Origin of the sequence: Prevotella fusca JCM 17724, assembly GCF_001262015.1 — a bacterium.
In the GTDB taxonomy this organism is placed as follows: Bacteria; Bacteroidota; Bacteroidia; order Bacteroidales; family Bacteroidaceae; genus Prevotella; species Prevotella fusca.
Window position 1 is genome coordinate 565,612 of sequence record NZ_CP012075.1, and the last position, 23,098, is coordinate 588,709.

Sequence of the window (23,098 nt, forward strand, 5' to 3'; positions counted from 1 at the left end):
AAAAAGGGGCTGTACCAAAACTGTTATAAATCTTGATACAACCCCTTGAAACTTGCTTATTTGCGCAGGAACTCAACCGACTTGGCAATATGAGGTGCCATAAACTCGTCTGTATCGATGAAAGGAACATCCTTACGATAAGCCTTGTGGATAGCTTCTATGGTAGGAGATGACTTCAACGGACGACGGAACTCAAGAGCCTGTGCTGCATTGAAGAGCTCAATGGCAAGTACCCATTCGGTATTCAATACAACCTGATAGAGTTTCGTAGCTGCGTTGGCACCCATACTGACGTGGTCTTCCTGTCCCTGTGAAGACGGGATGCTGTCAACGGATGCTGGTGTACAATAAGTCTTGCTCTGGCTGACAATGGATGCAGCCGTGTACTGTGGGATCATAAAGCCACTGTTCACACCAGGTTTAGCCACGAGGAAACTCGGCAGGTTACGTGTTCCAGACACGAGCTTATAGATACGACGCTCAGAGATATTACTCAGTTCGCACAGGGCAATGGCAAGGAAATCCATGGGTTGTGCGATAGGTTCTCCGTGGAAGTTTCCGGCAGAGATGACCAAATCTTCATCAGGGCAGACCGTCGGGTTATCCGTTGCTGCATTCACCTCGACATCTATCACTGACTTAACATAGGCAATAGTATCCTTTGATGCCCCGTGAACCTGCGGCATACAGCGGAATGAATAAGGATCCTGTACATTTACTTTTGGCTGCTTGATAAGCTCACTTCCTTCCAGCAATTCTCTTATCCGTGCTGCGGTGTCAATCTGTCCCTTATGGGGACGAACGGCATGAACAGCATGTGTGAATGGTTCTATACGTCCATCGTAAGCCTCAAGGGACATTGTTCCGATGACATCAGCCCACTGGCTCAAGCGTTCACTCTGTAAGAGTGCCCATACAGCAAAGGCATTCATGTTCTGCGTACCATTAAGCAGGGCAAGTCCTTCCTTAGAAACGAGTTCGATAGTATCCCATTTCATCTTCTTCAAAATGTCAGCACCAGAGAGAATTTTACTTTTATATTCAACTTCACCCATACCGATAAGTGGCAAAGAAAGGTGAGCCAAAGGAACAAGGTCGCCCGACGCGCCCAGAGAACCTTGCATATATACAACAGGATAGATGTCGTTGTTGAAGAAATCTATCAGTCGCTCTACGGTCTTCAGCTGGCAGGCAGAGTAGCCATAGCTGAGTGACTGAATCTTGAGCAACAACATTATCTTTACAATCTCATTAGGAACACGGTCACCTACACCACATGCATGAGACATCACAAGGTTCTTCTGTAACTGTGAAAGACTGTCCTTATCAATGGATATCTTACAGAGAGAGCCGAAGCCAGTCGTCACGCCATAGATAGGCGTCTCTGATTCTTTAATCTTATTGTCGAGATACTCTCTACAACAGATAATACGCTGACGAGCATCTTCTGAAAGTTCAATCTTTGTACCGTTCTTGATAATCTCGCCTATCTGTTCTATAGACAGATGCTCGGCACTAATCTGATGAATTTTGTTCATAGTTTCTACGGATTAGAAAATAGATTTATTTGATTAAAAAGCTGTATTGATAATATCATCATCAACGAAGTTAGGAAGGGTAACACAGAGGTTCGGTGTACGTTCCATCTCTCTGCGGATGGCATCAATAGAGCCTATGTTGCGTGCCCAACTGCGACGTGCGATACCATTATTTACATCCCAAAGGAGCATCTGACGGATATGACGGTCAGAGTCTTCACTACCATCAATGACCATACCAAAGCCACCATTGATAACTTCTCCCCAGCCAACACCACCACCATTGTGAATAGATACCCATGTTGCTCCACGGAAGGAGTCGCCAATGACATTCTGTACAGCCATGTCAGCACAGAACTGTGAACCGTCGTATATATTGGAGGTTTCGCGGAAAGGTGAGTCTGTTCCAGAAACATCATGGTGGTCACGACCAAGGACGATAGGACGGGAAATCTCCCCCTTACGTATTGCTTCGTTGAAAGCCAAGGCTATCTTTGTGCGTCCTTCAGAGTCAGCATAAAGGATTCGAGCCTGTGAACCAACGACTAAATGGTTCTTTCCTGCCTCTTTAATCCAATGGATATTATCGTCAAGCTGACCGATAATGTCTGGAGTTGCAGTCTTGCGCATTTCCTCCAGCACCTCTGTTGCAATACGATCTGATGTTTCCAAATCCTTTGGATTGCCTGATGAGCAAACCCAACGGAACGGTCCAAAGCCATAATCGAAGAACATCGGACCCATAATATCCTGTACGTAAGAAGGATAACGGAACTTACCATCAGCCTTTATGATGTCAGCTCCTGCACGGCTTGACTCCAAGAGGAAAGCATTACCATAATCAAAGAAGTACATTCCTTTGTCTGTCAGCTTGTTAATAGCAGCAACCTGACGGCGTAAAGACTCCTGAACTTTCTCCTTGAAGAGTTGTGGTTCTTCTGCCATCATACGCTTAGACTCTTCTAATGACACGCCAACAGGATAATAACCGCCTGCCCACGGGTTGTGAAGAGAGGTCTGGTCACTTCCTAAATCAACGTGTATGTCTTCTGCTGCCAAACGTTCCCAAAGGTCAACAACATTGCCTACATAAGCCATAGAGACTGTACGCTTCTCTTCAACTGCCTTCAATGCTGCAGGGATAAGTTCATCGAGCGAAGTATATAGTTCATCAACCCAGCCTTGGTCATAACGTTTCTGTGCTGCAAGCGGATTGATTTCCGCCGTAATGCTTACTACACCTGCAATGTTACCAGCCTTAGGCTGTGCACCAGACATACCTCCTAAGCCAGAAGTGACGAAGAGCATGCCTTTAATACTGGTCTCTCCTTCCTTCAATCGTTTGCGTGCAGCATTCAGAACGGTGATAGTTGTACCATGAACGATTCCCTGTGGACCGATATACATATAGGAACCTGCTGTCATCTGTCCATACTGGCTTACGCCTAATGCATTGTCACGTTCCCAATCGTCAGGCTTGGAATAATTTGGTATTACCATTCCATTCGTTACCACTACACGTGGTGCATTCTTATGGGAAGGGAAGAGTCCGAGCGGATGACCAGAATACATAACCAACGTCTGTTCATCTGTCATCTCACTTAAGTACTTCATCACAAGGCGATATTGCGCCCAGTTCTGGAATACAGCACCATTACCACCGTATGTAATCAGCTCATGTGGATGTTGTGCAACAGCCTTATCGAGGTTGTTCTGAATCATCATCATGATAGCTGCCGCTTGTTCAGACTTATGCGGATATTCGTCAATAGGACGAGCATACATTTCGTATGTCGGACGGAAACGGTACATATAGATGCGACCGTATTGGCGTAATTCCTCCGCAAACTCCGGTGCCAATGTCGCATGAAACTTCTTTGGGAAGTAACGCAAGGCATTGCGCAAGGCAAGTTTCTTCTCATCTTGTGTGAGAATATCCTTACGCTTCGGAGCGTGGTTGATAGCTGGATCGTATGCTTGAGGTTCTGACAAACAGTCTGGTATACCAGCACGAATATCTTTAACAAATTCTTCTTTCGTCATAATTGTTTAAGTGTTTTATAGATAAGTATATAGAACTCAAAAACGGGATGTTATATCTAAAATAGGGATGCACGGAATGTATTTCCGATAATGGTTGTTTCTGACAGACACACGAACAGTGCGTCCCTACATTAGAAGACCATGGTTTTAGCACTCCCTTTCAAAAGTTTTATTCTGACAAAACAGACAAAGATGCCTGTCCGATAGACTATAAAACTTAATATAAGGAGAAAAGGTATCAGAGCTTAGCTTCGACCACCTTCATAATCGCAGTCTCTGCTTCATTTGCCAGTACAATCAGCTGGTTTGCTTCGCCAACCAATCGTTCTGCAACAGCCTTATCTTTCAAGCCAGAAGCGTTGATTTTCACGTTCAGACCAGCACCCAAAACAGCTGCACGGGCTGCCAATACGCCAACACCAGCATCTGAAACACTGTTCGGATTGCCTTCTTCTGCCATTGCACTACAAAGTTCAAACACCTTGAACGATGCTTTCATTGTATGTAGAGGAACTTCCGTTGCGAACAGTGTTGCCTCCTGTATGGCTGCAGAGCGCACTGCCTTTTCCTCATCAGTACCTTTAGGAAGACCGAAGGCAGACATGATACGATTGAATGCCTCAGTATCTTCATCAACGAGTACCATCAATTCAGCTTGAATAGCCTGACCCTTTTCAGCCCAGTTGCCGAACTCTTCCCAGCGTGCATCCCAGCCAGCCTTATGACTGGAAAGGTTTGCTACCATTGTGCCTAAGGCTGCACCTAATGCACCCATATAGGCAGAGATAGTACCGCCTCCAGGTGCTGGAGACTCACGTGAAGTCTCATCAACAAACTCCTTGACTGTCAAATCAATGAGCTTAGGTGTCTTGTTGGCATCTTCCAACAGATATTCAATCACTTTTTCACGTGGATTGAAAGGTTTTAAATCATCAAGCCCCATTGACTTAATGACAATCTTTATGATGTCTTCTTCGGGAATACCTGTTGAACGTTCCTGTTTCTTCAAGAAGTAAGTTCCCGCCTCAAGAAGTGTACGCTTAGGGATAAGACCAACTATTTCAGTACCCGTCACACGAATACCACGGTTCTGAGCACAGCGACATACCTCGTCAAAAGCAACATGAAGTGGAGTAACATTGATGTCTGTTATATTCATAGATACCTGTGCGATTCCATATTCATCAATGAACCATCCGATAGCCTTTGTAGCCTTCAACGTACCGGGTTGCATGATAACTTCTCCCTTCTCATTTTTCATAGGCTTACCTACAGGCGAACCGCCTTCACGCATCGGGCGACCTTTCTCTCTCACATCAAAGGCAATAGCATTCGCACGGCGAGTGGAGGTAGTATTGAGGTTAAAGTTAGTAGCAATCAGGAAATCACGTGCACCAACAGCTGTACAGCCAGTCCGTACCAACTGCTCATCCCATTCACGTGCACCATAGTCAGGTGCTTCTGCAGCTTCTGTCATACGCTGGGGAAGGGCTTCATACTCTCCCTTGCGACAAACGGCAAGATTCTTGCGTCCAGGAGTCTTGGCAGCAGCCTCATAGCAATAGCAAGGAATCTGTAGTTCATTGGCGATACGCTCAGCCAACTGACGTGCCAGTGCAGCACATTCCTCCAAGGTGATGCCTGCAACCGGAATAAGAGGACAAACATCTGTTGCGCCCATACGTGGATGAGCACCGTGATGCTGGCGCATGTCAATAAGCTGTGCTGCCTTCTTCACACAACGGAAAGCAGCCTCCACAACCACAGATGGTTCGCCTACGAAGGTGACAACAGTACGGTTAGTTGCTTCTCCTGGGTCAACATCCAGAAGTTTCACGCCTTTCACACGTTCAACTTCATCAGTAATCTGCTTAATTACATCCTTGTCGCGCCCTTCACTGAAATTAGGGACACACTCGATGATTTGTTTTTCTCGTACCATATATACTAAATATAGATTTAAACAATTGAGAGTTTAGGTTTTCGAGTGTAAAAATACAAATTTGTTTTTGTAATACAAAACTTTTAATGCAAAACTATTTAAATTGCATTTTACAAGCAGTATTTTGGCGAACAGGGCATGGATGGACTAAGTATACCCTTACTTTGTAAGGCAAACCAAAGATACAAGCAGGCATTAATTTTAGAGTAAGTGATACGCTGTTGCAGTTAAGAAATTCATTCGTATTGCCTACTCTGAAATATCTTTACACAACTCGCCTTTCATGTTGCCTGAAAACATATACTTCAAAAATCCACTTATGTGCAAGTTAAGATTCAATTAGTCAGCTAATTATAATACAGCAAAAATAAGAGATACTTGACTGGGCACTAACTAAGCGTTACCTGAAGTCCAACTAAGCACATATTGGACGTCAATTAAGCCTTAGTTAGAATGCAAGTAAGCACCAATAGATTTCCTGTGATGAAATTATATTGACATAATCGTATCAGATTTAATAACCAGAGATTATTAATCTGCCGTAACAGTCTTAAACTTCATCTTTATAGGATAAAATGTCAAAGGGCACAGCAAATAGTCTGCTGTGCCCTTTGACATTCACTTTCAGTGAGATGTTTGAGCTTGATTTTTGGGTTGTCGCCTCACGGCGCCACCCAATCATCTTGCATCATTGTTATCCTTTAATCAATCTTCTTTGTTACCTTAACTAAACCTATCTTACTAAAACCTGAACAATCTCTTTTGTTCTACCTTAAACTAATAACTAAAAACCTAAATCTATTACTACTAACCTAAACAATCTATATTTGTCTTTTGACGATGCAAAGGTACGACTGTTTGCGTACACAGCAAAACTTTTTCAAGTCTTTTTTCATCGGGCATGATATTTATTGACCTACATCAAGACATTTACAGGCTTCATCTGAAAAAAAGATACAAGAGTAGGAAAACTTCGTCAATGCAAGAATAAAGAGGTTACTGAAAGGAAAAAACGCCACATACGCTCTCTATTCATGATAATCAAGCCGCAAGAAGAATCAAGGTAAAACGAAAAGGAGAACACATCAAAAGACAGAGCTGCAGAAAACACACGTAGGGACGCACTGTTCGTACGCCCCTACATCTATATTAATCCCTCTTTGCAAAGGTATGATAAGTCGTCACACCTTATTATATCAGGTACTGACTTGATATACTCTCATTGTTCAGAACACGCTGGATAGTCTCTGCAAACATCTCTGCAACGGAAATCTGCTTAACCTTTGAGCACCGGGCTGTATACGGGATTGAATCTGTGAAAACCATTTCCTCCAATGCAGAAGCCTCAACACGCTCCGTAGCAGGACCACTCATCACACAATGAGAAGCAATGGCACGGACACTCTGCGCACCGGCTTCCTTCATGATATCAGCAGCCTTGGTGATAGTACCGGCTGTGTCAACCATATCATCGACGATGATAACGTTCTTATCCTTCACATCACCAATAATCTGCATCGTATCAACAACATTCGCACGTGCACGGGTCTTGTTACAAAGAACCAGCGGACAACCAAGATACTTGGCGTACGTATTGGCACGCTTTGAGCCACCTACATCAGGACTGGCAATGACAATATCCTTCAGGTTAAGACTCTGAACATAAGGAAGAAGCACACCACTGGCATAGAGATGGTCAACAGGAACATTGAAGAAACCCTGAATCTGGTCAGCATGTAGGTCCATTGTCATCAGACGGTCGATACCTGCAACACTCAGCAAATCAGCCACTAACTTTGCACCAATGCTGACACGTGGTTTATCCTTACGATCCTGACGAGCCCAGCCGAAGTAAGGCATAACAGCGATAATCTGACGGGCAGAAGCACGCTTGGCAGCATCAATCATCAGGAGAAGCTCCATTAGGTTGTCAGAACTCGGGAAAGTGCTCTGTACAAGAAAGACATCCTTGCCACGGATACTCTGCTCATAGGAAACGACAAACTCACCATCAGAGAAGCGGGTCATTACCAAGTTGCCAAGCGGACAGCCGAGGCTGGCACAGATTTTCTCAGCAAGGTATCTCGTCTGTGTACCGGAGAATACCAAAAAAGAGTTGTTTTCACTCATTTCTTTTAGTTGTTTATATTGATAACGTAAGATCTATCGTCAAACTACATACTGTTAACAGAGGGCACGTAACTTGCGGAAATGATCAATGATGGGTGCAAAATTCTGTTCGCTGTGGATACAGAACTTGTCCCAAAGATCATTCCTTACCACCACCCCACCGAAATCAAGCTCACGCAGAATGGGTATGTCATCCAAGGTCACACCACCCATCGCATAGACATATCGCCCGAGAAGTCCCTGCCTGCAGGCTTCTTCCAACTCAAGGTCAGACAGGACACGCTCTTCTTCAGCCGACGTTTCCCGTGGCTGATGGATATTCTTCAGGAAGACATAATCCGACTGTTTCTTCATTGCTTTCAGCTGCATCACGTCATCGCACGTCCTGCTCAATACGCCACGATAGCCATGAGGCGCAGCAACATTGGAACCATCCAGATGGATACCACCCAAAGAGAATTCCTCCTTCGTATAAAAATGCTGATGTACTGTGATTTTACGATGATATTCGGAAGGCAGAAGCGAAAGAAGACGCTCCAAATAAAGTGGGGACATATCTGCCTTCGAGATATGGAGGCTGTCTAAGCCTTCCTCGAAAAGCATACTCAAAATCTTATCTTCTTCCACAAAAAACGTGGACTTAGTCATAATGACCAGCTTCATGCCTTTAGTTTATTTGTATTGCAAAGGTAGAGATTATTTCCGATAACTGCAAATTTTTCCTTATATTTGCACTATGAAAGTAAATCCATTGACATACTCCGAACTCTCCCGCCCAATGTATGTGCTGGAAGAGGCACGGCTGAAAGAAAATCTAAAGCTCATCGCCTATGTGGCAAAAGAGGCTGATGTGGAAATTATTCTCGCATTTAAAGCATATGCCCTATGGCGTACCTTCCCCCTTTTCCGTGACTACATCAAGGCAACAACCGCATCCTCACTCTATGAAGCCCGACTGGGTTTTGAGGAATTCGGTGCTCCTACACATACCTTCTCACCGGGCTATACCGATTATGAGATTGATGGTATAGCTCGCTGTTCATCCCACCTCGTCTTCAACTCACTGACACAATACGAGCGATACCATATCCGTGCCAAGATGGAAAATGAGAAACTAAGTTTTGGATTACGTGTGAATCCAGAGTATTCTGAGGTGGAAACGCTCATTTACAACCCCTGTGCACCGGGTACACGCTTCGGAATATCTGCCGGAAAACTGCCGGAAAAGCTGCCAGAACACGTAGACGGGTTCCACATCCACTGCCATTGCGAGAGCGGAAGTGACGTCTTCGAGCGTACACTGTCACATATTGAAGAGAAGTTTGCCAAGTGGTTCCCTCAACTGAAGTGGATCAACTTCGGTGGCGGACACCTTATGACCCGCAAGGACTATGACATCCAACGTCTGATACGCACATTACTGGAATTCCACAAGCGTTATCCGTGGCTCAAGGTCATTCTTGAGCCAGGTAGTGCCTTTGTCTGGCAGACGGGACCGCTCGTAGCACAGGTGGTAGACGTAGTGGAAGATCATGGAATCAAGACTGCTATTCTCAATGCCAGCTTCACTTGTCACATGCCCGACTGCCTTGAAATGCCTTACCACCCTACCGTCCGCAATGCACGTCTTGTCGATGAGGACGGCTCAGCAAAGGGCGAATATACTTACCGACTGGGAGCCAACAGCTGTCTGAGTGGTGACTGGATGGGCTCATGGAGCTTTGACCATGCACTACAGGTGGGCGAAAACATTATCTTTGAAGATATGCTACACTATACAACGGTCAAGACAAATATGTTCAACGGCATCACTCACCCATCCATCGCCCTACTCCATACAGACAACGAACTGGAGATTCTGCGAGAATATACTTACGAGGATTATCGTGACAGAATGGACTAATGGCACATTCTTTGCTACTTTGACAAAGGAGTTAATTCATAAACAGAGGAGGAAAGATTATGGCATTTATAGACTATTATAAGATTCTTGGCGTTGACCGAAACATCCCACAGAAGGACGTGCGGGCAGCCTACAGAAAGCGGGCAAAGCAGTTTCACCCGGACCTACACCCGAACGACCCGAAAGCAAAAGCCAAGTTCCAGGCACTGAGCGAGGCGTTTGAAGTGATTGGTGACCCGGACAAGCGTGCCAAATACGACAAGTATGGTGAACAATGGCGTAATGCTGAAGCCTACGAAAATGCTGGCGGCTTTGGTGGATTCCAGGGCGGACAAGGTGGCGGAAATCCATTCGGAGGATTCGATTTCAGCAACTTCGGCAGTGGTGGCGGTGGTTTCAGCAGTTTCTTTCAGGATCTCTTTGGTGGTGGAAGCCGGCGTCGTTCATCAGGATTCAATACGGGCAGGACACACGGACAACAGCATCCGGGACAGATGGAAGCTAATGTCGGCATTGACCTCTACACAGCTTTGTTAGGCGGCGAGGTCGTCATACAGCTCTCTGGGGGTCAGAAAGTAAAACTGAAAGTAAAGCCTTTGACACAAGGCGGAACAAAAGTTCGTCTGCGTGGCAAGGGCTATGACCGTGGAGACGGCACTTTCGGAGACCTTATCATTACATACAACGTGAAACTTCCAGACCATCTGACAGAGCGACAAAAAGAACTAATTGAACAGATGAGGCGTGCGGGATAAGAGCCAAAGAATGACCGTTTTCAAATTATTTTCATGAAAAGAAATATTTTTCTTCGTGAAAAGAAATAATTATTTTCATGAAAAGAAATTATTTTCTTCATGAAAGAAATTTGCAAGAGGGAACTTCTACAGATGGTAGAGGTTCCTTTTTTGATGCTGTAAGAACAATGTATATATGTTAACACATGGATAATAGAACATACCAACAGCTGGAAACATCTACATTAATCTTATAAGCAGCTATTTCATAGCTGGACAAATAAGAGCGTCTATCACCTACTGAACAGCGATGAAGAATCTGTAAAACCCAATCAGTTCATTAGAGTCTGAATAGATTTTGTTTGACTGTCGAGCAAGTTTTTATCCTTCTAACAAAGGTGTAGCGGATTATACAATTTGCAAAAGGCATACAAGATGCCGACAAAACACAAAAGATACTTGGAAGTAATACTATAAAAAAAGAAATGACGGACGTCCTGGTTTTTAACTGATTAGGGGGGATAATGCAGAAGACAGGTAAACAAAAAAGTTGGAGATAATCACTGTACATAGTATATCTCCAACTTTAGAATGTGCATTAACACCTATTCGTATAAATTCTCCTGGAGGAAATCTCTCAGAAACTCAGCATACTTACCCACAACAGCTGCAGCAAACTTCTGTCCTTTCTCAGTCGTAGCAGTACGGGGATCACCGATACCAGTGTCAGCAGACACCTTTCCCCAATCACGAGGAATCCACACACTACCGCTCTTCAATGCCTTAACGGCAAAGCCACCAGCCTTTCCTTCACCAGCCTCAGCAAGATCAACAAGCTCTGGATGATAGTGCATCATGACCGATGTCTCCAGTTCATCAGCGTGATCTCCCGGATTCTCAAAGAAATCATGTGCAGGAACCATCTTAAACCATTCACTTGTAGCAATGGTAAAGTCGGGAAATTCAATCATCAGATCACGAATCATATTCTTGAACGAGTTTCCCCCATGTCCGTTGACAATAAGCAGTTTGCGCAATCCCTGATGATGCAATGACGCTACTATATCAGCAAGAATGGCTCGCTGTGTCTCATAACGTGCATGCACACAGAAAGCAAGCTCCCGTTGTCCGGGGTTCTGTGCACCCAAAGTAACAGGTGGCATGACCATGGCACGTACACCATACTCATCAGATGCCTTGAGAGCTGCATCAACAGCAATGTCATGAGAGAGAATACAGTCTGTCAGATAAGGCAGATGATAATTGTGCGGCTCAGTTGCACCCCAAGGTAACAGTGCAAGATCATAATGCTGCTGGCATGTCGTTCCATAGTTTGAGACAGAGAGATCCACCTCCCGTGTCCTGAGTATTTGTTTTCTATCCATATATAAGAATAACAAAACAGCCCAATATTCCCTATCTCCTTTACAAGCCTGCAGGCATGGAAAGGAGAAACAAGTGGGGAATACTGGGCTGCTATATGATTGTTAGAACTTATTGCAACGCTCAAAGAAACCGATTTCCTCGAGTTCCTTTTTCATACGAACTTCTTCCTCGTCAGTCATGTTCTGGAATGGAACACGGTTAGGACCAAGGTCAAATCCCATCAGTTTCATGATGCGTTTGCCGCCAACGATATTACCACGGAAGTGGCATATGACATTAATAACCTCCTGTGAGAAGTTCTGCTTCTCACGTGCTGTTTCGATGTCACCCTTGTTCCATGCCTCAATGATGCCAGTCAGTTCACGACCATTATAGTTGGTTGTACCACCGATACCACCCTTTGCGCCTCCCTGTGCCAGACTTGGCAGGATGGTTTCGTCCTGTCCATGCAGCATATCAAACTTACCATCCTTGTAAAGACGGCACTGGTTATACTCGTAGAGACTCTCGAAAGTGTACTTGATACCTGCGAAATTAGGAATATGACCGTCAACAGCCTTCAGCAGTTCAAGCATTGACAGGAAAGCACCATTGAAGGCTGGAATATGATAGTAATAGAACGGAAGTGAAGGAGCTGCAGCTGCAATCGTCTCACAATACTTCACCAACTCCTCAATACGACCAATCTTCGGGAATGGAGGTGCCATTGCACCGATACCCCATGCACCAATCTTCTCTGCATGCTCAGCAAGGCGGACACTCTCACGCAAACAGCAACTGCCCACATGTACGATGACCTTAAAGCCTTCCGGTGCTGCCTGCATCCAGCGTTCAGCCAACTGCATACGTTCTTCCGTTGTGAGCATATAGCCCTCACCAGATGATCCATTGATGAAAACTCCCTTCAAACCGTTCTTCTGCAACATAGCAGCATAAGCCTCTATAGGCTCAAGATTGACATCGCCATTAGCATAGAATGGCGTGAACGGTGCGTCAATTAATCCGATAATCTTTTCCATAAGCAATGTTGCCTCCTCCACCTTGAGCTTCAATCAGAAAAGACTGACAGGTGAAAACAGGCGGTTATATATGATAATAATAAGCGATTGTAAGCTGTTTCTTATTCCATATTGTCGGTTGTAGGCTTCAAACAGGAGAGCTGTAAAACCAAAGCCAGAACCACGATACCACCCAGAATGGCAAAACCAAGACCGAGGTTGCCACCATCTGTCCACTTACCTAACACCTGTGTAACGGCAGCACCAGCAAATACACCTGTCATGTTCATGATACCGTATGCTGTACTACGGTATTTTGAAGAGATGAACTGACAGAGTATCGGCATATTATTAGCGTCAAACATACCGTAACCAACACCAAAGCACAAGCCTGCTCCGACAACTGACACAAAGCTATGACCAAAGCCCAAAAACATAAGAGCAGGAACGGTAAGACCAAGACCGATGGCACTTGTATATACACGTCCACGCAAATTGCGCTGTACCCAACGGTCAGAAATGATACCACCCATGATAACACCGATAAATGAAGATACAGCAATTGTAATCGTAGACATCGGTCCTGCACTTGACATTGGAATATCCAAACTGCTGGCAAACAATGTCGGCAACCAGTTCTTCGTAGCCCAACCTGGCAGACTTGGCACGGCAAAGTAGAAGAGTATCACCCAGAAAGCCCATGTAGAGAATACCACAGACAAGCCACGTAACGGATTCTTACTTGGTTTTGCTTCACCCTGTGATGCTTCTTTCTGTCCATGTTTGGGATTCTCTTTCAGCAGCACGAGCAATACAAGTGAGTAAACAATCCCAATGATACCAAACCAATGGAAAGCAGCATGCCATGAGAACATAGCGGCAAGTGTAGCACCAAAGCCACCAACAGCCTGACCAACATAGAGACCTGTCATGTGAATACCGATTGCCAGCGAGCGTGATTTACCCTCATGCCAGTCAGCAATAAGTGAAAGAGCAGACGGAATATAGAGAGCTTCACTGATACCCATGAATGCACGAAGCCAATAAAGCTGTTCAAAGTTCTGGGCATAACCCATGAGATAGGTCACAGCAGACCACACGAAGATACTGCCCACAACAAGCCATTTACGGTTGACACGGTCGGCAATGATACCAGCAAACGGACTTACAAGACCATAAATCCACAGGAACACAGCCATCAGTGCACCGAAGGCTTCTGCATGGTTCAGCTCAGCGATATCAACTTTCATGGCTTCCTGCATGGTAGACAACATCTGTCGGTCCATATAGTTAAGCAATGCCACAAACCAAAGGAGGGCAACAAGTACCCAAGGATAATATTTTTTCATAAAAAGATTAAAGCCCCTCCCCACACCTCTACCCCTCATGGGAAGATGTAACAGAATGCCTCGTGGGGAACAATGGGGATTATTAAATTATTTAAATGCCCTTATAAATCCCTCTAAAGAAAAGGGTATTATCAGACTGTAACAGGCGGTAAAACCCGATGATAAATTCTTACATACAATGAACGATCTTCACTGATAGTTCCTCCCTCACTGAAGGAGGAACAGAGAACAGCTTTCAGACGTCAACGCTTCGGATATTTCACAATCTTATTGCTCCGCACCCTTGGCTTCAACTCGCCACCTATCACGTACAAACCATGCTGAGTCTGTGCCAAAGCTGCTCCGGCACGTGCCGTTTCATGACTCTTACAGAGTACCTTCCAACCATCCTTACTATATAATAAGGTGTAAGGATTAAAGCGATACCACTCTATAGGGTGGATCAGATAATCAGGTTGAGGATGATTAACTGCAGATAGGAAAACATCCTTATTGACACCACCCATCACTAAAAACTGGTCTTCATTAAGGTTAATAGCAGTACCACCACCTACGAAAAGCGGCTCACCCTTGTCATCTTTCGGCTCTTCGAGCAGCTGCCATTCATCAGTAGTTTCATCATATATGCAGCCGTCTATCGCCAACTTTGCCTCTTCGCCATTAGCAGCAGGAGCAAAGCCGCCAAAGAGACAGAATCTCTTTTCACCCATACTACCTGCCACAGGCTGCACACGTACAATACCAGGAAAAGGCTTTACGTCCATCCAACCAGCCGAGAGATTATCCAAATCAAGCCGCAAGACACGATTGGAAGCCTTGCCATCCATCACTCCTCCTGCCACATAGAGATGTCTGCCCACCAAAGCACCAGTCATATTATCAGCCGTGCAGGGCAGTGAGGGAAGAGTTGAGAGCTGAGCCTTACCATCGACAAGGCTGACATGGTAAACTTTCCCGCAACTCCCATCGTTGTTCATTCCACCGATGATAACCATACTGTTATCGCACGTAATGGCGACACCATAAGCCAATGGCTCTGGCAGACTGCCAATCTGCTTCCAACAGAGCTGATTACCCTCATCAGTTCTGGTAGCATATATCCCACTGTAGTACACTTTCTTACTGTCTGGTGCCAGCGTGTTTACAGGAAAATTACAACCGCCTGCCATTATCAGTTGATTGTCAATACTACCTGCATAACAAGCAGAAACTCCATGTTCTATTCCTACTTCATCAGTAGGAAAGCCACGCATCAGCATCAAGCTATCGGTATCAGAAGCATTTGCACCCAATCCCGTCAATAAAGTTATCATTGTCATTATTAGGTTTTTAATTCTCATCATTTTAGGTTAAAAATATTGCTTGGGTTATCCCCATCTTACAATAATACAACTATATAGTATTTTTTACGTACAGCATAATCTAAAAAAACACACCGTAATCATTCCTCCCACTAACCATAAGTTGTTTGAGTATTGCTAACATTTGAGTATATAAATCACATGGACGGGGTTATCAAACCATCTATTACAAATTCTTTTCACGAAAAGAAATAATTATTTTCATGAAAAAAAATATTTTTCTTCACGACAAAAAATATTTTTCTTCATGAAAAGAATTCGCCGTTTACCTCAATGTCGGTACAATAGCAAGGTAAACTACGTCATGATCCGTACAGTTCTCAAACCAATGGAAGTGACTTTCTGGACAATAATGCAACTGCCCTACTCTTACCACCTCTATCGTATCATCATAATGAACAGTCAATTCACCACTGATAACATACATAACCTCAAAAGAGCCTACATGCTGGTGCTTTCCACTACTTGCACCTGGACGCAAAGTAGAGTACATAATGCGAGCCTGCTCGTCTACGAAAGCACGCATATCCAATTTACCTTCACCACCTTTGAAGGCTTCTATATGCTCTTCAGCAATCTTATCAAAATCTATAACCATAATGTTTGAATTTGTTTTTATGTAAAGATAGTGCAAGCGAGAACAATGAAAGTTCACGTTCTAATTGCCGAGCGCAGTCTATCTTATGCAAAGATAGTGCAAGCGAGAGCAATGAAAGTTCACTTTCTAATTGCCGAGCGCAGCCTATCTTATGCAAAGATAATAAAAAAAGCAGAGACCCCAACAGGAGTTTCTGCTTTTTATATAGTTTTCTTCTACTGATTAGAAGGTGTAACGCAAACCAATCTGACCACGCCAGCGACTGTAATAATCACTGTAGTTACGTGTTGCATAACCACCAGTAAACTGATAGCGACCATTTCTCTGGTAACTTACCGGGCTGTAGTAAACTCCGAAGCCATCGCCATAGGTGTGTCCCCAGTCCTTATTCAGCAAGTTACCAACATTGATGACGTCAAGGCTCAACTCAAGAGAGTTAATCTGACCACCCACCTTAAAGCTGTACTTCTGTGCGAAGTGTACGTCAAAATGATGTTCAAAAGCAAGGTTATCAGCAAAACGCTTGTAGTACTCACCACGATGTTTCTTCATGTATGAATCATTGCCAATCCAATACTTCATCAAGGCACGCTGCATATCAGCAGTCAGCTTGTTACCAGCAGGAGCAAAGTCGGCACCAAAGACCGCCTTTGTAAGTGCATTAGCAGAGAAGTTGGTCTCCTCAAACTGCATCTTGTCAATCTGGGCATCTGTAGGAATAAAGAACAGGTCGTTTCCATTTGCACCATCCTCGTTGACATCACCGTAGTAATAGAGACTATATGGAGAACCGCTCTTCGCCTGGTAGATAAGACCTACCGTTGTCTGCCACTGCTTCTGAGAACCATAGTTTACATGGTAATAAGCAGATGCCTGAATGCGGTGAGGAATATTATAAGCAGAATTGCCCAGCTCCGGGTCGTTAGGATTACGATAAGTGTAATTGAATCTCCAGTTACTCTCTGCTACAGAAGAACCACCATTATTTACACTCATTGCCTTTGTCCAAGTGTAGCTTGCCATCAAATCAAGACCGAAGTTGAAATGCTTTTCAGCCTTCAGACTCAAGTTCACAGTGTAGCCCTTTGACGTATTGCTCAGCTTATAGATATTTGTAAAAGGACTTCCTTTCGTCACCTTAGAATAAAGTGGACGATTATCTTCTATCGGTGCACCAACACTACCATAAACTTCTCCAAAGGTCTTACCCGTCTGTTCGTAAGCAAGGTTCTGATAAAGAATATCGTTCAGTGTCTTTGAGTAGATGGCCTCAGCAGTCCAGTTGATACCCAACAGGTTAAAGTCGAAACCAAGGTTGAAACGGAGGTTCTGTGCATACTTGAAGTTACGATCATACACGTTGATGGTCTGACTTCCTAACGCTTTCAGCTTATTAGCATTTGCGTCCTGACCATTTGGATTAAGCAACAGTTCCAATCCTGTTGGAGAGTTAACATTAAATGTTGAAAGCTGAACACCCGTGTTAGAATAGTTATTGCTAATCCATACGAATGGGATACGACCTGTAAACACACCGGCACCACCACGGAGAATGTATCTACGGTCACGATTGATGTCCCAACGGAAACCTATACGGGGACTCCAAAGTGGAGTACTTGCCAGACGCTGATTAGTCTTAACATTCCAACCCTTCGTTTCAGCATACTGAGCGAATGGCTCATTAGCTGTAGGGGTGTCAATAATAATAGGAATATCCATACGCAAACCGTAAGTCAGCTGGAAGTTGGTTGTTGCATCCCACTTATCCTGTGCATAGAAACTCAGCTGAGCTGCACCGAATGAAGCCTCCCAGCGTGGGTCGCCTGTTACGTCTACATTTGCATGACCATAACGATACTGGTTGATATAAGCCTTTTTCGGATCTAATTTACCTGCAACATAATCGTTATAGTAGTTTACGAAAGAATCATAGTTCTTGAAGGTATAACTACCAAAGAGATCCTGAAGGAAAAGATTTGTAAACTTATACAACTCATTGTGCGTACCGAATGTAAAAGTATGGTTACCTTTATACCAAGTCAGGTTATCCTCAAGAGTATAGATGTCCTGATCCAAGCGGTTTGCCATAGAAGAACGCTCAATACCTAAGTTTACTGAACCGCCACCGACATTATTGACTGTCACATTAGGGTACTCACCAGTGATAGCACGATTATCTCTTACACGGACATAGCTGGCACGAGCCTCATTAGCAACAGATGGAGAGAGACGACTCTGTAACTCTGCAATGAATGAATTGGTAACACTCTCAAATGGGAAAGCATAACTCTTACCATTAACAGATGTTCTTGAACCGGCATTGTTCAACTGAACAGCATTGACAAGGCTCCAACGTACAGACGCCTTATTGGTTTCATTGATATTCCAGTCAAGTTTCAAACCAGCCTTATCACTCTTGGTATAAATATCATCAGTAGAAAGAGCTGTAGGGAAGTTCACACCCTGACGATTTGCTATATCAGCAATCTTCTCCAAGATATCATTTGCCTTTGCAGCATCCACGGCAGAATGCTCTGAACCTAAGGTATAAAGATTAGGATAAGTTTTGTTGGTCTTCTCATAGTTTGCAAAGAAGAACAACTTATCCTTGATAATAGGACCACCCAAGGTTACACCAATATTATACTCCTTCTGCTTGTTGAACTTTGGAGCATAACCGCCGTCAGCAAGAGGATACTTTGAACCAACCAGACTCTGGTTGTTGCCAAAACCATACACACTACCATGGAACACGTTGGTTCCGCTCTTGGTAATTGCATTGATGGCACCACCCGTAAAACCACCCTGACGGACATCAAAAGGAGCAACGTTCACCTGAATCTGCTCGATTGTCTCCATTGAAACTGGCTGTGCACCAGCTCTACCTCCATTCGTTCCGTCACTTGAAAGACCAAACACGTCATTGTTTGCCGCACCGTCTATCATAAAAGAGTTGTAACGGTTGCTTGTACCAGCAAAAGACATTGCACCACTATTAGTGGTCGTCAGCTGTGGATTCAGCCGGGCAACATCAGCGATACCGTGGGTAATACTTGGCATGTCAGCAATCTGCTTTGAGCTGATGCTCTGTGCAGCACCAGTCTTGGTGGCATTGACACCCGCACTACCTGTCACAACAACTTCCTGAAGTTCCTTGGAATCATCCTGAAGTGAACAAGAGAGATCTTCCGTCTCTCCAAGACGGAGCATCACATTCTCAAAGGTCTTTGTCTTCTGACCAATGTAAGCCACACTCACCTTGTACGGACCACCGACACGCATACCTTGAATAGTATAACGACCGTCAATGTTCGTCACAGCCCGGTAAACAGTCCCTGAAGGCTGATGGGTTGCCGTAATGGTAGCACCGATGACATCTTCGCCCTGAGACGTTACCTTACCACTGATTCCTGATGTTGTAATCTGTGCCATGACCGTAGTTGTCATTGCAAGCAACAACGTAACCAAGAAGAGTAATCTTTTCTGCATAGTTAAGCTAAGAGATTAAATTGAAATAATAACGTTATTTAAATATATGCTGCAAATTTAAGCATTTTTTTTGATACATACACCGAGATATGTGAAAAAAATATTACTTACTGTTCTTCATTCAATACTGGTCAACATCCATTATCAACTGTCAGAATAAAAACAGCTTACACTCTACGTGCAAGCTGTGACATCATAACGGCACTAAGCCCTGCCGTCTCTGTGCGTAAACGACTGTTACCCAATGTAACACTCTCAAAACCATGTTCCAAAGCAAAGCGAACCTCATCAATGGAGAAGTCACCCTCGGGTCCGACCAGTACGGTAATATCATCTCCCACCGAAGGCTTATTATCTGATGACTTCTGACTATCCGAGGGAGACGAAATTGCATGTGAAACATTATTGATTACAGTAAAGAAGTCTTCCCGTAGAATCTCGGGATAACAATGGCAGATAAACTTCTGCCCTGCATTGGAACAGTTTTCTATGAACGTATGGAAAGGCATCATCGGATTAACAGCAGGTTTCCACCCTTTACGACTTTGCTTTACTGCCGATATAACTATCTTCTCAATACGGTCTATACGCAACGTCTTGCGCTCTGAGAACTTACAATCTAAGAAGCTGATTTCATCAAAACCAACTTCAGTAGCTTTTTCTGCCATCCATTCCATACGTCCCATGTCCTTCGTCGGGGCTATGGCAAGGTGGATTCTACCATGCCATACAGGTTTCTGTTTCAGGGTCTGTTTGATGGTATAGATACATTTCTTCGGTGTCGCCAGTGCCACTTCTGCCTGATAGAAGTAACCTTCACCATCCATAAGATACATCTCGTCGCCTTCCTTCAGCCTTAGCACACGCATAGCATGAACTGCTTCCTCGGCAGGTAATTCAGTTTCATTCGCAGCATTGGGAACATAAAAATATCTCGCTTCCTTCATTATCTGTTTTTATAGCGGCATCTTCCATGTAAAGGACATGCCTATAAAAGAGCTGCCTTTACGGAAGAGTCCATTACTTTTAAGGCTCCTTTCCCCTGTTCTTCATCTCATCCCGGAGCATAGAAGCCAATTCATAGTTCTCATCTTCTATCGCTTTCTCCAAGGCATGGCGCAACATCTCAAGGCTTAGTGCATTGACTGGCAGTGCTATCTTGTTCTTGCCAGTACTGTTGTCAACACTCTGCCGGTTGAAGAGATGTTCTTCCATAAAAATATTCAGCTTTGCTACATGTGCCAGAAGTACAGCATCCGAAGCACGTATGGGCATAAGACTTAGGTCATCTTTATTCACCAGGAGTGCCTTATACTGTCCGTCAATGATTGAGTTGAAAAGTATTTCATAATGCTCACTCGTCATCAGTGGATTGACATTACAAAGCACTTCGGGCAATAATCTTTCTGTGATTGATTTATCGCCTGTCCGTAAGCCAAGTTCATACTCCATGCGACTATCACACACTATGGCAATCTGCCTTGTGTGCGAAAGATTGGACAGAATAAGAAGTCCTAACTCCGGACCTCCTACTATCTGCGAAATTCCCACATATATCAGCTGAACTTTACTCATTACTATTTACAATCGTGCTTACACTTTAGACACAAGTAGCCTTAACATGTTGGCTCTTACACCTTCTTCGGACGGAAGATTACAGCGAACGAGACTCCTACAACAAAGGCATAGCCTGCAAAGATGAACCAGCAAGACTGCCAATCACCGACTGTCAGGACATCGCCATTCACAACTTTCTGATACGTATGGGTATTAACTACAGCCTGAGCTGTCAATGTACCAATTGTTGCGCCAATACCATTGGTCATCAACATAAATAAGCCCTGTGCTGACGAACGAAGAGCAGGCTCAGTACTGTTGTCAACGAACAGTGAACCAGAAATGTTGAAAAAGTCAAAGGCCACACCATAGATAATCATTGACAGTACGAAAAGTAATATACCCGGAAATCCCGGATTACCAATACCAAAAAGTCCAAAGCGTAAAACCCATGCAAACATAGCCATCAGCATTACATTCTTGATGCCATAATGACGCATAAAGAACGGTATAAGGAGAATACAGCAGGTCTCACTTATCTGTGAAAGACTGATAAGAATATTGGCATGCTGCACACCGAATGAATCTGCAAACTCTGGCTGAGCACCGAAGCTGAACAGGAATGGATTGGCAAAACTGTTGGTTATCTGAAGGCTTACACCTAAAAGCATTGAGAAGATAAAGAAGATTGCCATCTTCTTCTGCTTGAAGAGTGTGAAAGCACGCAAGCCAAAGGCATCAATAAAGCTCTTTTGGTCAGTTCCCTTACTTACCTCACAGTTAGGCAACGTAAAGGTGTAGAGGAAAAGAACAATACTTACTACACCAGAAGTAATAAACTGATTCTGGTTGCTCTGGAAGCCCAAAAGGTCAACAAGCCACATGGTAAGGATAAAACCAATCGTACCGAACACACGGATTGGTGGGAAATCTTTTACAGTATCCATACCAGCATTGCTCAGAGCACTGTAGGCTACAGAGTTGGTAAGTGCCAACGTCGGCATATAGAATGCTACAGAAAGTGAATAAAGTGTGAAGATAACAGAAAACTCTGCATGTTCACCTACACTCAAGCCATAACCTGCCGTGGCAAACATAAACAAGCCGGCAAGCAAATGACAGAAGCCTAACAGGCGCTGGGCAGGAATCCATCGGTCCGCCACGATACCCATCAAGGCAGGCATGAAGATAGACACCACTCCCTGCATTGAATAGAAATAACCAATCTCAGCACCAATACCGATATTACCAAGATAGCGACCCATAGAGGTCAAATAAGCTCCCCACACTGCGAACTCCAAGAAGTTCATCAACGCTAAACGTACCTTCAAATTCATGCTATAAGTTATTAATTTATGAGCACAAAAGTAGTGATTTTATCAGAAACCTCCAAATGTGCAATCAATTTTTACTATCGAAAATCTTTTCCTGTCCAGTTTAATATCTGTGGCTTCAGTAATGCTTCGACCAGCCGTGCCTCCTTCTTTGAAAGCAAAGGATAGTTCCAACTTAGTGACAATGAATTGTCATCAACCGACAGATGATACTCTTTCATACGTGGAACTGCCAAGGATTTCAAATCAGAAAACTCCTCATCGCTCATCGAATCGGGTTTTACGATATCCTCTTTACACGCAACGACAGAGGCTTTCCCGTGCCAATGCAGGTCGAACAGACACAATTTGCTTTCTGCAGCCGGAGCTTTCCATGTCTGTACCAAAGCAAGGGTATTATTATCCAACAACTTGACTTCCAACAAACTGGACTTACTTAATTTAACCAAAAGATAATTACCTGTCATGCGCTCAATACGAACGGTATCCCCCAAAGCATTCTTGACCACAGGCTCAGCCCTCATATCGACATAATCTGCCAGTTCTGTACGCTGGCTCTTGGTCAGATAAGGCGTGATGCTATCTGGCATATCTATCCATACTTCACGCAGGCTCTGAGCAGAAGCACATAGCCAGCATGCAAGCAAGCATATAAGTGTCAATGTCTTTTTCATAATGAAAAAAATTCTTCTATTCTATTCTTAATTTGATTCTTCATCATCTGAAAATCCCTGCA

General features: G+C 44.0%; 17 protein-coding genes. 2 read left to right on the forward strand and 15 right to left on the reverse strand.

Annotated features, from left to right (window positions below; all coding sequences use genetic code 11):
• Positions 1-56: 56 nt before the first annotated feature.
• From hutH to ADJ77_RS09620, 5 genes are all read right to left on the reverse strand, one after another.
• Positions 57-1,538 (reverse strand): histidine ammonia-lyase, encoded by a 1,482-nt coding sequence (gene hutH, locus ADJ77_RS09600; RefSeq protein WP_050696343.1) that lies wholly within the window; start codon positions 1,536-1,538, stop codon positions 57-59.
• Between the two features lie 33 nt (positions 1,539-1,571).
• Positions 1,572-3,581: a urocanate hydratase gene (locus tag ADJ77_RS09605; protein ID WP_050696344.1), complete on the reverse strand. Its 2,010-nt coding sequence runs from the start codon at positions 3,579-3,581 to the stop codon at positions 1,572-1,574.
• Positions 3,582-3,819: 238 nt separating this feature from the next.
• Positions 3,820-5,523, reverse strand: coding sequence for a glutamate formimidoyltransferase (gene ftcD / locus ADJ77_RS09610; protein WP_025078319.1), 1,704 nt, complete (start codon positions 5,521-5,523; stop codon positions 3,820-3,822).
• Positions 5,524-6,714: 1,191 nt separating this feature from the next.
• Positions 6,715-7,653, reverse strand: coding sequence for a ribose-phosphate pyrophosphokinase (locus ADJ77_RS09615; RefSeq protein WP_025078318.1), 939 nt, complete (start codon positions 7,651-7,653; stop codon positions 6,715-6,717).
• A gap of 54 nt (positions 7,654-7,707) precedes the next feature.
• The gene (locus tag ADJ77_RS09620) at positions 7,708-8,316 is read right to left on the reverse strand and encodes a thiamine-phosphate pyrophosphorylase (RefSeq protein WP_025078317.1); all 609 of its coding nucleotides are present in this window, start codon (positions 8,314-8,316) and stop codon (positions 7,708-7,710) included.
• 73 nt (positions 8,317-8,389) lie between these two features.
• Here ADJ77_RS09620 and nspC point away from each other — a divergent pair, with 73 nt between their 5' ends.
• Both nspC and ADJ77_RS09630 read left to right on the forward strand, forming a co-directional pair.
• Positions 8,390-9,556 carry a carboxynorspermidine decarboxylase gene (nspC, locus tag ADJ77_RS09625; protein ID WP_050696345.1) on the forward strand — a complete coding sequence of 389 codons (1,167 nt, stop codon included), beginning with the start codon at positions 8,390-8,392 and terminating at the stop codon, positions 9,554-9,556.
• Positions 9,557-9,615: 59 nt separating this feature from the next.
• On the forward strand, positions 9,616-10,311 hold the full coding sequence (locus ADJ77_RS09630) for a DnaJ domain-containing protein (RefSeq protein WP_050696346.1): 696 nt from the start codon (positions 9,616-9,618) through the stop codon (positions 10,309-10,311).
• Positions 10,312-10,895: 584 nt separating this feature from the next.
• Here ADJ77_RS09630 and ADJ77_RS09635 read toward each other — a convergent pair.
• From ADJ77_RS09635 to ADJ77_RS09680, 10 genes are all read right to left on the reverse strand, one after another.
• Positions 10,896-11,675 carry a creatininase family protein gene (locus ADJ77_RS09635; RefSeq protein WP_025078316.1) on the reverse strand — a complete coding sequence of 260 codons (780 nt, stop codon included), beginning with the start codon at positions 11,673-11,675 and terminating at the stop codon, positions 10,896-10,898.
• 102 nt (positions 11,676-11,777) lie between these two features.
• Positions 11,778-12,695 carry a dihydrodipicolinate synthase family protein gene (locus ADJ77_RS09640; protein ID WP_025078315.1) on the reverse strand — a complete coding sequence of 306 codons (918 nt, stop codon included), beginning with the start codon at positions 12,693-12,695 and terminating at the stop codon, positions 11,778-11,780.
• Between the two features lie 101 nt (positions 12,696-12,796).
• Positions 12,797-14,023 carry an MFS transporter gene (locus ADJ77_RS09645; RefSeq protein ID WP_025078314.1) on the reverse strand — a complete coding sequence of 409 codons (1,227 nt, stop codon included), beginning with the start codon at positions 14,021-14,023 and terminating at the stop codon, positions 12,797-12,799.
• 242 nt (positions 14,024-14,265) lie between these two features.
• A complete protein-coding gene (locus tag ADJ77_RS09650) occupies positions 14,266-15,336 on the reverse strand; it encodes a cyclically-permuted mutarotase family protein (RefSeq protein ID WP_456238383.1) in 1,071 nt (356 codons plus the stop codon).
• 313 nt (positions 15,337-15,649) lie between these two features.
• Entirely contained in the window at positions 15,650-15,982 is a 333-nt protein-coding gene (locus tag ADJ77_RS09655) for a cupin domain-containing protein (protein WP_025078312.1), read from the reverse strand.
• A gap of 222 nt (positions 15,983-16,204) precedes the next feature.
• On the reverse strand, positions 16,205-19,471 hold the full coding sequence (locus ADJ77_RS09660; RefSeq protein ID WP_050696347.1) for a TonB-dependent receptor: 3,267 nt from the start codon (positions 19,469-19,471) through the stop codon (positions 16,205-16,207).
• Between the two features lie 167 nt (positions 19,472-19,638).
• Positions 19,639-20,418 (reverse strand): RsmE family RNA methyltransferase, encoded by a 780-nt coding sequence (locus ADJ77_RS09665; protein WP_025078311.1) that lies wholly within the window; start codon positions 20,416-20,418, stop codon positions 19,639-19,641.
• A gap of 79 nt (positions 20,419-20,497) precedes the next feature.
• A complete protein-coding gene (locus ADJ77_RS09670) occupies positions 20,498-21,046 on the reverse strand; it encodes a bifunctional nuclease domain-containing protein (protein WP_025078310.1) in 549 nt (182 codons plus the stop codon).
• A 56-nt stretch (positions 21,047-21,102) separates the two neighbouring features.
• Complete coding sequence (locus tag ADJ77_RS09675; protein ID WP_025078309.1) at positions 21,103-22,365, reverse strand: nucleoside permease; 1,263 nt, start codon at positions 22,363-22,365, stop codon at positions 21,103-21,105.
• A gap of 74 nt (positions 22,366-22,439) precedes the next feature.
• Positions 22,440-23,036, reverse strand: a complete 597-nt coding sequence (locus ADJ77_RS09680; protein WP_025078308.1) for a DUF3256 family protein — start codon at positions 23,034-23,036, stop codon at positions 22,440-22,442.
• Positions 23,037-23,098: the final 62 nt, after the last annotated feature.